This window comes from Candidatus Binatia bacterium, from assembly GCA_036504975.1.
In the GTDB taxonomy this organism is placed as follows: Bacteria; Desulfobacterota; Binatia; order UBA9968; family UBA9968; genus JAJPJQ01.
The window spans coordinates 1-12508 of sequence record DASXUF010000163.1; the positions used below are offsets into that span (position 1 = coordinate 1).

8 protein-coding genes and 1 riboswitch are annotated in these 12508 nt (G+C 57.4%); all 8 genes read left to right on the top strand.

Going from position 1 to position 12508, the window contains the following annotated elements; translation table 11 throughout:
- Positions 1 to 143 precede the first annotated feature (143 nt).
- Positions 144 to 1133: an ABC transporter substrate-binding protein gene (locus tag VGL70_20105; GenBank protein ID HEY3305836.1), complete on the top strand. Its 990-nt coding sequence runs from the start codon at positions 144 to 146 to the stop codon at positions 1131 to 1133.
- 271 nt (positions 1134 to 1404) lie between these two features.
- Positions 1405 to 3663, top strand: coding sequence for a xanthine dehydrogenase family protein molybdopterin-binding subunit (locus VGL70_20110; protein HEY3305837.1), 2259 nt, complete (start codon positions 1405 to 1407; stop codon positions 3661 to 3663).
- Between the two features lie 2 nt (positions 3664 to 3665).
- A complete protein-coding gene (locus VGL70_20115; GenBank protein HEY3305838.1) occupies positions 3666 to 4667 on the top strand; it encodes an ABC transporter substrate-binding protein in 1002 nt (333 codons plus the stop codon).
- 47 nt (positions 4668 to 4714) lie between these two features.
- Positions 4715 to 5845: an ABC transporter ATP-binding protein gene (locus VGL70_20120; protein ID HEY3305839.1), complete on the top strand. Its 1131-nt coding sequence runs from the start codon at positions 4715 to 4717 to the stop codon at positions 5843 to 5845.
- Positions 5846 to 5942: 97 nt separating this feature from the next.
- On the top strand, positions 5943 to 7574 hold the full coding sequence (locus tag VGL70_20125) for an iron ABC transporter permease (GenBank protein HEY3305840.1): 1632 nt from the start codon (positions 5943 to 5945) through the stop codon (positions 7572 to 7574).
- A 75-nt stretch (positions 7575 to 7649) separates the two neighbouring features.
- Positions 7650 to 8711, top strand: coding sequence for an extracellular solute-binding protein (locus VGL70_20130; protein ID HEY3305841.1), 1062 nt, complete (start codon positions 7650 to 7652; stop codon positions 8709 to 8711).
- Positions 8712 to 8828: 117 nt separating this feature from the next.
- A riboswitch (cyclic di-GMP riboswitch) is annotated at positions 8829 to 8904 on the top strand.
- Positions 8905 to 8952: 48 nt separating this feature from the next.
- Positions 8953 to 11937 carry an NEW3 domain-containing protein gene (locus VGL70_20135; protein ID HEY3305842.1) on the top strand — a complete coding sequence of 995 codons (2985 nt, stop codon included), beginning with the start codon at positions 8953 to 8955 and terminating at the stop codon, positions 11935 to 11937.
- Between the two features lie 104 nt (positions 11938 to 12041).
- On the top strand, positions 12042 to 12508 hold a 467-nt coding region (locus VGL70_20140; GenBank protein HEY3305843.1), incomplete at its 3' end, for a hypothetical protein.

Here is a 12508-nt window from a genome sequence, read left to right on the forward strand (position 1 = left end):
AATTTTTGGTTTTTGCTCAAGGTTGTGTTCTTCCCGTCGACGGGGCGGACAAGATGATAAAGTGAAAACAGGCACCAGGCATTAGGCTCCGCCACAATGACTGGCGGATCAGCCTTCGGCCGAAACAGGCAATAGTAAAAAACATGAAGAAAAAAATCATCAGCTTCGTTCTCGGCAGTTTGCTCATCGCTCTCAGCTCCCCCGCCGAGGCGCAGCAGACTGGAAAAATCTTTCGCATCGGTTACCTGGATGGAGGCACTGCTTCCGGTAGCGCGGTCCTCGTGAAGGCGTTCCTGCAAGAGCTGAGCAAGCTTGGATGGATCGAGGGAAAGAATTTCACCATCGAGTACCGATTTGCCGAGCAAAGGCCTGAGCGCGTACCTGAGCTTGCGGCGGAGTTGGTTCGTCTTAAGGTAGATCTAATCGTGGCCTCAGGGAGGGCGCCGGGATTGGCGGCCAAGAGCGCCACCACGAACATCCCCATCGTGATGGCGAGCTTTCCGGACCCCGTAGCTGCAGGGTTGGTTGCCAGTCTGGCGCGGCCGGGAAGCAATGTCACAGGGTTCTCGAACTTAGCCCCCGAGCTAAATAGCAAAAGACTAGAGGTACTCAAGGACGCAGTCCCCAAGCTCACGCGAGTTGGAGTTCTGCGGCAAGCGGGAAGGCCTGTATCAACATCCGACGTACAGACGGATCTCAGGGCTGCGGGTCCGGTACTAAAGCTAACATTGGTGGAGATCGAGTCCGAAGCCGACGCCAAAGGATTAGAGATCGCGTTTCGAACCGCAAAGCAAAAGCAGGTAGGCGCGATTATGATTAGCAGCGGTTTGCGATTTTTTGCCGAAAGAAAGCGCATCGTCGAACTTGCCGTCAAATACCGGTTGCCGGCTATTTACCCACAGACGGAGTATGTCGATGAGGGCGGCCTCATGTCGTATGGGACGGACAACACTGACCTCTATCGGCGCGCGGCTGTTTACGTGGACAAGATCTTGAAAGGCGCCAAACCGGCCGATCTGCCGGTGCAGCAGGCAACGAAGTTTGAGTTCGTGATCAACCTCAAGGCGGCAAAACAAATCGGTCTGACAATTCCAGGCCGCGTGCTCGAGCGGGCAAATCAGGTGATCAAGTGATTTTAGATTCTTGCCCTAGAAATGTTAAAAGAGAACGAATTCAAGAAAATATGTCGCGCCAAGACGCCAAGAAAGCAAAGAAGTCGAGAAATCCCCCTTACATCCCCCTTTGACAAAGGGGGAAAAGAGGGGGATTTAAGGAACCCTGGCGCCTTTGCGTCCCTTCGGCGTTACTAAGGGCATGCTTTGCGCGAGGCACGCTGTTTCCGATGCTTGTTCCGACAATCGAAAATCTAAAATCGAAAATCCAAAATCGTATTGGGGGTGAAGCTTGGCATTTCGCACCATAGGAAAGGCGCTGCCGCGCATCGAGGGCGAAGGGAAGGTCACCGGTCAAACGAAGTACGCGGCGGACTTGCCGTTCGAAGATCTGCTGTGGGCCAAGGTGCTGCGCGCTTCGGTGCCGCACGCGCGCATCGTCAAAGTCGATACTGCGAAGGCCAAGACGTTGAAGGGCGTCCACGCGGTTCTCACCGGGGCCGATGTCAAAGATATCTTCGTCGGCACGAGGGTCAAAGACCAGCCGGTGTTGGCCTATGACAAAGTCCGGTTCGTCGGAGACGCGCTCGCTGCGGTGGCGGCGGAGAGCGAAGCGATTTCGGATGACGCGATCGGACTGATCGATGTCGAGTACGAAGAACTCCCCTACGTGGACGATCCGGTCGAAGCGTTGAAGCCGACCTCACCGCTGGTTCACGAAGATCGAAACAAGTATAAGAACGCGCCTAAACTGCCGGAAGGCATGCCCGGCCACAACCTGCAGTCTCACGTCGTATGGAAAAACGGCGATCTCGACGCCGGATTTAAAAAGGCCGCGCGAATCTTCGAGCATACTTTCCGCACCCCGCTGTCGCACCATGGATACATCGAACCCTGCGCCTGCACGGTGCACGTGCACGACGACGGGAGCGTCGAAGTGTGGCCGTCAAACAAAGGTCCGTGGGGCTTGCGCGAACAGATGGCCGAAGACTTCGGCGTTCCCAAGGAAAAAATCAAGGTGCACATCGTCCACGTCGGCGGCGACTTCGGCGCCAAGGCATCGTTGATCGACGTGCCGATCGCTTACCATTTATCGAAGGCAGCGGGTGGAAAGCCCGTTAAGCTCGTTTTCGATTACACCGAAGAGCTTCTCGCCGGCGGTCACCGCCATCCGGCAGTGATTCATCTGCGCACCGGAGTCGCACGGGACGGAACTTTCACGGCGGTCAAGGGGACGATTCACTTCAGCGGCGGCGCCTACGGCGCGCCAAAAGCGAATCCGCAGGTGACGGTGCTCGGCGGGCGGCGCCTGGCGAGCATGTATCGCGTGCCGGCGATCATGTGCGAGACGTATTGCGCATACACCAATCAAGTTCCTTGCACCCAAACGCGCACGCCGGGCAGTCCGCAGGTCGTGTTCGCCTTCGAGTCGCAGGTGGACATCATCGCCAAAGAGATGGGCATCGATGCTCTCGAATTGCGCCGCAGAAATATTCTGCGCGACGGCGATGCCAATCCCATGGGTGAAAAGTGGAGCCATATTCTCATGGGCGAAGTGCTGGAGCGCGTCGTCAAAACTTCCGGCTGGAGGAAGGGCGGCGCGAAGAAAAATCGCGGCTGGGGGATGGCGCTCTATGATCGCGGCACGCCGGAAGGAAAAGCGAGCTCGGCATTAACCCTGGAGGCCGACGGCAAGGTCAACATCCTCACCGGAGTGCCCGACGTCGGTCCCGGATTCTATACCATCAGCCAGCAGATGGTCTGTGAAACGCTCGGGCTGCCGCCGGAGAAAGTCGGCGTGGTTTTCAAAGACACCGATAGCTTGCCGTTCGATCCCGGCACGGGCGGCAGCAAACAGACGAATACTTCCGGTCACGCGGTCAAAAAATCGGCCGATGAGGTGCGCGAGAAGCTGATCGATTTGGCGGCGCGGGAGTTAGGCTGCCGGCCGGACGAGATTCAGCAGCAGGGCGGCAAGCTCACGGCGCCCAACAAACAGTCGACAACGACGCAAAAGATGATCGAGCTGGCTGTGAAAGAAAACGGCGGCCCCGTCTTTCACCTGACCAATTTCGTCCCTGAGAAGATGCCGAAGGTCACCGGCTTCGCCGCGCAAGTGGCTGAGGTGGAAGTTGATCCGGCTACCGGCCGCGTGAGGGTGTTAAATTTGACCACGGCGCACGATACCGGCACGGTGCTCAATCATCTCACCCTGACGGGGCAGATCGAAGGGGGAGTGATTTCCGGGTTTGGCTTTGCGCTGATGGAAGAGAATCCGGTGGTCGACGGCAAGATCGCGACATTAACTTTAGGCGAGTTCAAGTTGCCGTGCATCGCCGACGTGCCGCCGTTGAAGACTGTATTAGTCGAGAGCCCCACCGGCCCAGCGCCGTTCGGCGGCAAGGCGATCGCCGAGAACCCCAACGTGCCCACGGCCGCCGCCATCGCCAACGCAGTAGCTGACGCGGTCGGCGTGAGAATCTTCGATCTGCCGATCACGGCGGAGAAAGTCTACTTGGGCCTGCCGAACGGCAAGAGGAGTGCGTCGTGAGGATGAAAGCAAAACTAGAATTGGCGGTGGCGGTCGCCGTCTCGGCGCTGTTCGCGCTCACCGGCCAGGGACTTGGGCAGGAGAAGAAGGTCCTGCGCGTCGCCTTCGTGAGCCTCTCCTGGCATCAGGAGCTGCCGTTTAGAATCGCGCGCCTGAAGGGATACTTTAAGCAGGAAGGCATAACGATCGAGCCGATATTGATTCGCGGCGGCCCCGCGGCGATCGCCGCGATCGCGTCGGGCGACGTCGATTTCGGCAGCATCGGCGGGGCGCAGGCGGCGATCCGGAGCCGTTCAAGAGGGCTGGACATCTTCATCACCGGGTCCATCTCGAGCAAAGTAAACTATACCGTTCTCGGCGGCCGCGACGTAAAGCGGGTCGAGGACTTAAAGGGAAAGATAATCGGCGTGACCGGGGCGGGCGCGTTCTCCGATTTCGCCATCCGAATGTTCTTAAAGAATAACGGTCTCGACCCGGACAAAGACGTCATACTCCGCGCGCTCGGCGGCACCGTTGTGCGCGTCTCCGCGCTGGAGAAAGGCCTCATCGCCGCCGCGCCGTTCTCCGCCGAAGAGGCGGTGACCCTCCTCAACAAAGGCTATCCGATGATCGCGAACCTGAGCGAGTCCCTCGCCATTCCGCAAAGCGTGCTTGTCACGCGCGGAGAAACTCTGGACAAGTATCCCGAAAGCTCGAAGCGCTTCTTGAAGGCGGTGATCCAGGGCGTTCGGTTCGTTCGCAGCAACAAGAAAGAAGCGCTGCAAGCCGGCTACGAGAGCGGCCTCAAAGGCGATCCGGACATCGTGAGCCGGGCGTACGATCTCTATTACTCCGCTTACACGACGGATCTCTCCGTCGCCGCCGAAGGAATGCAACTCATGCTCGACGAAGACATTCGCACCGGCCTGGTCGATAAAAAAATGACGCTCGATAAAGTGATCAACGACCGGATTCTAAAAAAAGCGCAGGAAGAATTGAGAAAGGAAGGGCGGTTGAATCCGTGATGGCCTTAGACTTGAAAGTGCTTCCCCAACCAAGGTAAACCGTAGCCATGGCAATCGTTAAAGTGGAGCATCTCTCGAAGACGTTTACCGACTTCAAGGCTCTCGACGACGTCAGCTTCGAGTTCGGCCACGGAATTCTGAGCATCCTGGGACCCTCGGGCTGCGGCAAGACGACTCTCCTCAGGTGCATCGCCGGTCTGGAAGTTCCCGACGATGGCTCGATCTACATCGACGATAAGGTCCAAACCGACATTCGCAAGGGCACTTTAGTGCCGCCGTATTCGAGAGCGATCGGATTTGTATTTCAGAACTACGCACTCTGGCCGCACATGTCCGTGTACAAAAACGTCGCCTTCGGCCTCAAGCTTCGCCACATTCCGGAAGACGATATCAGAAGGAGAGTGCTGAAGACGCTGGATCTGGTCGGCCTGCCCAAGCTGGAAGAACGATATCCCTCCCAGTTGAGCGGCGGCCAGCAGCAGCGGGTCGCGCTCGCGCGCAGCCTCGCGATGGAGCCGCGCCTCATTCTTCTCGACGAGCCGCTGAGCAACCTCGACGCTAAATTGCGCGAAGAGATGCGGGTCGAGCTCAAAAAGCTGATCAGGAAGGTCGGCATCAGCGCGATCTACGTGACCCACGACCAGGAAGAGGCGTTTGTCATTTCCGATTCCGTCATCGTGATGGATAGGGGAAAAATTCTCCAATACGCCACGCCGGATGAAATTTACAATCGGCCCACCAGTCACTTTGTCGCCTCCTTTATTGGGCGTTCCGTGCTGGTCGACGGCCAGGTGCTGCGCGCCGATGGAGAAGATTGCTGGGTTGCCGTGCCGGAGTTCAACCGAGCCACGCTCGTGTGCCAACGGACCCAAAACACCGTTGCCGGAGGCACCTGCCAGCTCGCCATAAGAACCGGAGAGATAAAACTCAACAGCCGGAAGTTCGATCAAGCCAATAATGTCCTGGAAGGATTCATGACAAGCCGCGATTACCGGGGCGGCCTCACCGACCACAGGATCCGGGTCGGCTCCAGAGAAATCGTTGTCACCTCGCACAAGCTCTGCCCCATGATCAACATCGACGAGGACGGAGAGAAAATATTTCTGCACATCGATAAATCCGCCATCAGCATCATCGCTGCTTACGCGCCGGACCGGTCGCAGCAAGCAAGCGCTTGACGGCATTTGCCAGCCTGCTTAAGGAGGCCCCATTAATTTCAATGCGTTAAAACTGGCGTATCGGCAGGGCGCGCTGATTCCGCTCGTCTCCAGCGTCGTGGCGGGCTCGCTCATCATCGCGCCGATCGCGATCGTACTGTACCGCAGCTTCACGACGACGAGATTGGGAGCGGCCGTAGGCGCCACGATGGAAAACTACGTCCGCGCCTTGAGCGACCCGCAAATCGTGCCGATGATCAATAATTCAATCGTCTACGCGGCGGGCTCGGCGCTACTGGGGACCGTCCTGGGCGCGCTGCTTGCGTGGATCGTCGCCAGGACGAATACCCCCGGGAAGGCGCTGGTCGAGCTTATGCCGCTCTACCCGATCTTGATGCCGCCGATCATGAAGAACATCGCCTGGATTCTGTTGCTTTCTCCCCGGTCCGGAATTCTGAATAATTTTCTTCAGGAAAATCTCGGAATCGAAACGCAGATCTTCAATGCTTTTTCCATGTCGGCGATGATATGGGTTTTCGGCCTTGCCTGTGTCCCGCTCGGGTATCTTTTCCTGCTGCCGGTTTTTCTATCTTTCGATCCCTCGCTCGAAGAAAGCGCTTACATCGCCGGAAGCAAACCGGTGCGCACGCTGCTGCGCATCACGTTTCCACTCGCGATTCCGGCGTTCCTCTCGGCATTCGTGCTGAATTTCTTGAGGGGTCTGCGTTCGTTCGAGACGCCGGTGCTGCAAGGTTCTCCTGGGGGCATCCACGTCTTCGTCTCGAAAGTATACGACTCCATGTCGATCGCATTTAACCCCGGTCTGGCCACGGCTTACAGCGCGGTGTTGATTGCGCTATCGATTCTCTCGCTGCTTTTGTACGTGAGGACCACCCGCTTTTCCGAGCGCTATGCCACGATCACCGGCAAAGGCTACAAGGTGAAGGTCATCGATATCGGCGGTTGGAAGTATGTCGCCTTCCTGGCGGTCTTTGCTTACTTTCTCCTAGGAATTGCCATACCTTTCGTGGTCCTGATCGTTTCTTCCTTGATCCCCTACTACGATTACGAGACGTTCATGAAGTTTCCGGCCAACATCAGTCTTGCCAACTATTATCGCGTGATGCATCATCCGAGCTTCGTCAGCGGGCTCTACAACTCTCTCGGCCTTTCCGTCGTGATCGCCGTCGTGACCGTTCTCGCCGGCATCATCATGGCCTTCACCATCTACCGAACCAAGGTCTACGGCAGCAAGGTCTTTGAATTCATCGGCACCATGCCGCTGGCTTTTCCGCCCCTGGTTCTTTCCCTCGGCCTGATCCTGCTCGTCATCGGCACGCCGCTTTACAACACGCTGTGGGCGCTCGGCGCCGGGCTTTTCGTCGCCTATTTTCCCTACGCTTTGAGAAACGCCTCCGGCGCCATCGTCAATATTCACAAAGAGCTCGACGAAGCCGCGTGGGTTCACGGCGCAAGGTGGCGGCACGTGTTTTTCCAGGTGACGCTGCCGCTGCTCAAACCGACGGTCGCCGGCGCGCTCTTTTATATTTTCATCGAGGCGATACGCAACGTCGACGTCGCCGTGCTGCTCGTGGCTCCCGGAACCGAGTACGGCCCGGTGACGCTGTTCGAATATTTCCGGGTCGGCCAATGGGCGGAGGCGGCCGCCGGCGGAGTGATTTATCTGATCATTTTGATTCTCGCCGTCTCCATCGCGAAGTGTGTATTTAAAATAAAGTTCAGTTTGTGAAATAGGTTGAAACTCGGGGGTCGTTGCCGATAGTATGCGTCACACAGTCGTTCTCTAATCGAAAGGAGCATGATCATGGGAAGAAAATATTTGCCGCTCATCGCGGTACTCGTTCTTGCGCTCACGCTCGGTCTGAACGGTATCGGTCAGGCCGCCTCCGCGCCGGAGGATCCGTATAACAAGACCGCCGCCGCTCTTTACGAGCAGGCGAAAAAGGAAGGGGCGGTGGTTGTCTACTCGGTTTGGGACGTCGAGCACATCGTAAAAATCCTCGACGGATTCTCCAAACGCTATCCGGGAATCAAGACGTCGTATTGGCAGGGAAGAAACCCGGAGATCGTCACCCGGGTAATGACGGAGTTCCAGGCGGGGAAGGACAGCGTCGATGCGATCCTTTCCGACAACGCCCCGCCGGTCATCAGGGCCGCCGGAGCGATCATGCCCTACGAAACGGTGCAGAAAGACTTCCTGGTCTTGCACGATCCGACCATGCCCGTCGTCAGCCTGCAGATTCAGGCGCTGGTCTACAACACAAAAAAGATGAAGCCGGCGGATCTTCCGAAGACCTGGGAAGACCTTGCCAATCCCAAATACAAAGGCAACGTCGCCCTTGACGATCCGATGAGAGCGGGCCCGTTGAGCACTCAGCTTGCGGCTCTCAAAGATCTGTGGAAAGACGATGGGCGGTTCGCCCGCTTCGTCAAAGGACTCAAGGCCCTTGGTGTTCCCGTGCACAAAAGCACCAGCGCTATGTTCAGGCTGGTTGTTTCAGGGGAATACGCCATCGCCGAGCCCGCGTTGCTGCACGATACGATGGAAGAAAAGGAAAAGGGTTCCCCGATCGATTTGGTGAAGAGCGCTCCACCCATAGTTTTCCCGCGTTACGCGGGGATTTATGCCAAGGCGGCGCACCCGAACGCGGCGAAACTACTGACGGAGTGGCTCATCTCGGCGGAGGGACAGAAAACGTTGGACTCGGTCGGCAGGGAGGCATCGCGCAGGGGCTTCGAGTCGAGAACCTCCATCGAGCACGCTTACCCGAAGGGAACCAAGCCGATCCCGGTGAACGACAAGGGCTTCATGGAAGATCCCAAGAAGTGGCTCGACACGCACGTCAAGCCGCTGTGGGAAGGATAATAACTCGTTTTCCCAATCGAAGGAGGTATCTATAAGAAATATTTGACTGATTGGGGCCCTAAAGAAATCGTGCATAGGGCCGATTAACCCTTAAATACCAATCAGCGAAAGGTCTCTTCCCGACAAGCGCAAACCTCGAGGAATCGGGGGACGCAAAGCCACGGGTCCTGGTAGGGATAGCCGGGTTGCCGAAGGAAGAAGCCCGAGGACGGGACCTTTCTTGTGAAAACAAGGAGGTCCTATGTCCGCATGGCGATCGCATCCTCGTTTTGGCACTGCAAGCTTTCATCTCCCTGGTTGTCTTCGACTTCTGCTGCTGGTCTTCGCTATCGTCCTTGGTCCCGCGGCCGACATCCTTTCAGCGGCCCAGCCTCTTCGTCCTGGGGAGGTGGAGTTGGAAGGGACGTTGGAGGTTCTCCATGAGGACCGCCATACCGGCAGCCGCTACCTCCACTTTCTCAACACCGCGACCGAGCGTCTGGAACTCCGATTCGCTAAAAATCCTCCGGCGCTCGAAACCGGGCAACGGGTAAAAGCCAGGGGAAAAAAATCCAAAGGCGTCCTCGCGCTCGACTCCGGCAGCAGCGTGCAGACTCTGTCCGCCGCATTGTCCAACACTTTCGGCGCGCAGAAGACGCTCGTGATCCTTGTCAACTTCCAGGATAAAACGACTCAGCCTTATACCGTCGCCTATGCGCAAGGTGTAGTGGATACGACGAGCAACTTCGATCTGGAGAATTCATTCCAACAAACATCCCTCGATGCCGACGTGGTCGGTTGGTACACGATCGCCCAGAACAGCACGGTGTGTAATTACACCAACACGGCCGATCTTGCTGAGCAGGCGGCTCAGGCCAATGGAGTTGACGTTTCTGCTTATCCGCGCCGGGTCTATGCCTTTCCAGACACCGCCGCCTGCAACTGGTGGGGACTGGGAAGTGTTGGAGGCAATCCGTCCAAAGCGTGGATTAATGGTAGCTTCCAACTCAGAGTTTTGGGTCACGAGATGGGACACAACTTCGGCCTCTATCATTCGAAGTCCCTGAGCTGCGATACCACCGCGTGCATTGCACAGGAGTACGGAGACCGCTGGGACATCATGGGCAACCCTGCCTTCGTGAACCCCGGCCATTTCACCGCCTTCCAAAAAGAGCGGCTTGGATGGCTGAACTTCGATGATGGCATTCACGTCATGCCGCCCATCACGACCGTGACAACGGACGGTGTTTATTCGATCGGGTCTTATGAGTCTCAGGACTCCAATCCTAAGGCGTTAAAGATTCTCAAGTCCACCGATCCTTCGACCGGGAAACGCACCTATTACTACGTGGAACATCGGGCAGGCAGCTCCGACACGCTGCTCCCGTGGGCCGTGGTCCTGCACACGGGCTCGGAGTCGAGCGCCGATAGTAGCTACATGTGGGACCTGGATCAGACAACAGTGGCGACCGATTGGGAACTAAGCGTCAGCCAGACTTACAGCGATTCGGCAGCGCAGGTCGCTATCGCTCTCATGTCGGCTGACAGCACCGGGGCCACGATCAATGTGACGACGGGGCAGGCGCCGTGCGTACAGTCAAATCCAACGGTTTCGCTTTCACCTTCTGCAGCGCAAACGATTTCTGCCGGGAATTCCGCCGTGTATTCAGTCACGGTCACGAATGGGGATAACAGCTCCTGCAGTTCTTCCAGCTTTAACCTGACGGCGGCTGCGCCGAACGACTGGACGGCGGTTGCGGGCGCTTACTCATTGAGCGTTGCTCCGGGCGAAAGCGCTTCCACATCGCTCCAGGTCAGCTCGCCAAGCACGGCGTCGGCCGGAGGCTATAGTTTCTCTGTGACCGCCACGAATAGCTCGGATGCAAACTATACGAGCACTGCCTTGGGAGCCATCTCCATCTTTGGCTGCACACAGGTGAACCCGACCATAACTTTTTCGCCTTCCGGGACGACGTCGCTGGCTGCCGGGGATACTGCGAGCTATTCGCTCACCGTTGCCAATAATGACAGCAGCGCATGCAGTGCATCGAGCTTTAGCCTGGTGGCGGTTGCGCCAAGCGGCTGGACGGCGACTTCCGGCGTTTCCACGCTGACGATAGCTCCCGGCGGCAGCGCAACCACCACCTTGCAGGTAACTGCGCCGAATACGGCAAGCACCGGCAGCTACAGTTTCTCGGTGACGGCTGCCAATGATTCGAGCTCGGGTCATGCGGGCACGGCTTCGGGAACGATTTCGATCGTCGGCTGCACACGGGCGAATCCGACGGTGGTAATCAATGGACCGGGGTGGCTCGCGCCCGAGGATTTCATTTATTACGGAATTTTAGTTATTAATAACGACAGCACTTCCTGCGGTTCATCTGACTTTAACCTCAGTTCCGTCGTGCCAAACGGTTGGCCCGCATCGTCGATATTCAGACCTACATTGACGATCCCTCCGGCTGGAGGGCGAGGGACTACAAACGTCTATGTCTCAGCGCCGCTTGGAGCGACTGTTGGAAACTACAGCTTCTCCGTCACCGCTAGCAATAGCGTGAGCCCGGCGTATTCAACGACGACGCACAAGCCGGTCTCCGTTATTTCCTGTACTCGACAGAATCCGATAGTGACTCTCTCGCCCGGGACTGCCTGGGTGATCGGGACAACGGGAACTTATACACTTACAGTGACAAACAACGATAGCAGTGGATGCCCCGGCGTATATTTCCTGTTGGACTATAGTGCCCCGTGGCTTTTTGGGCCGACCCCGGTCCCTCCGACGCCCACGCTCGCGCCCGGCGCCAGCTACTCGTATACGTTTCAGATGGTGGCGCGTCCGGAAGCTGTGGACGGCGCGCTCGGTTTTAAGTGGCGAGCGACGCACCCTTCGACGGCTAATCACCAAACGTGGGCGAACGCCACTCAGATGTGTTGCAGCGGCCAGCTCGCAATCACTGCAACCTCGGATAAGACAAGCTACAAACGCGGCTCGCTTGTGACGAGTACGGTCAATGTTCGCCTCGGAACGACGGCGATTTCAGGGGCAAGTGTCACCACGAAGATATTGAGCCCGACCGGCGCGCTTTTAGCCACGCTCGCCGGGATAACGGATGCGAGCGGCAACGCCGTTTTCAAATACCAGCTCGCAACCAAGGCCGTCACCGGAGCGTACAAAGTCAACGGGAGCGCCGCAACGAACGGTTACAGCGGCAGCGCAACAGCGAGTTTTTCCGTGACGACGAAGTAAGAGGCGAAAATAATCAATCGGCTACGAAACCGCGCACGGCTCCTGCATTCAGAGAGCCGGCGCGGTTTTCCGTTATATCCTGTGCTATGCTGTGTAAGTTGAGGATGAAGATAACAGCTTTCGTGGCGTTCACGCTGCTGCCTTTTATTGCGACAACCGGCTTTTCTCAATCCACGCCAGCGCAAATTGAAGTTCTGACGGAAAAACTCCTGACGTTGAGCGGCCAGTATCAAAAGGCCGGCCGCTTGGAGCAGCCGAGCCTTCTGAAGGAGCTTGTCGCCGTCGCCGCCGAGCGGCAGGAAAGACTTGCTTCGCTCATCGCAATGAATCCGGGAGAAGTTTTACGGCTTGCGATCGCAAGCGATCTGCGCGCTATGATTCCCTCTCAGGTTCAGCTCTATGTCGAAGAATGGGTGGAAGTCGATGGCATAGTCGAAGTCCTGGCTGAGGATCCCCCAGGCCGGTATCTCCATTTCCTACAGACCTCCACAGGTCGCTTTGCGCTTCACTTCGCAGGGAGCAAAACACCCGGGCTTGTAACGGGCAGCCGCATCCGAGTCAAAGGCGTCCG

Bases quoted from the DNA above. Each gene is read 5' to 3' on its own strand.
- VGL70_20105 (HEY3305836.1), top strand. From the start codon at position 144: ATGAAGAAAAAAATCATCAGCTTCGTTCTCGGCAGTTTGCTCATCGCT.
- VGL70_20115 (HEY3305838.1), top strand. From the start codon at position 3,666: ATGAAAGCAAAACTAGAATTGGCGGTGGCGGTCGCCGTCTCGGCGCTG.
- VGL70_20120 (HEY3305839.1), top strand. From the start codon at position 4,715: ATGGCAATCGTTAAAGTGGAGCATCTCTCGAAGACGTTTACCGACTTC.
- VGL70_20130 (HEY3305841.1), top strand. From the start codon at position 7,650: ATGGGAAGAAAATATTTGCCGCTCATCGCGGTACTCGTTCTTGCGCTC.
- VGL70_20135 (HEY3305842.1), top strand. From the start codon at position 8,953: ATGTCCGCATGGCGATCGCATCCTCGTTTTGGCACTGCAAGCTTTCAT.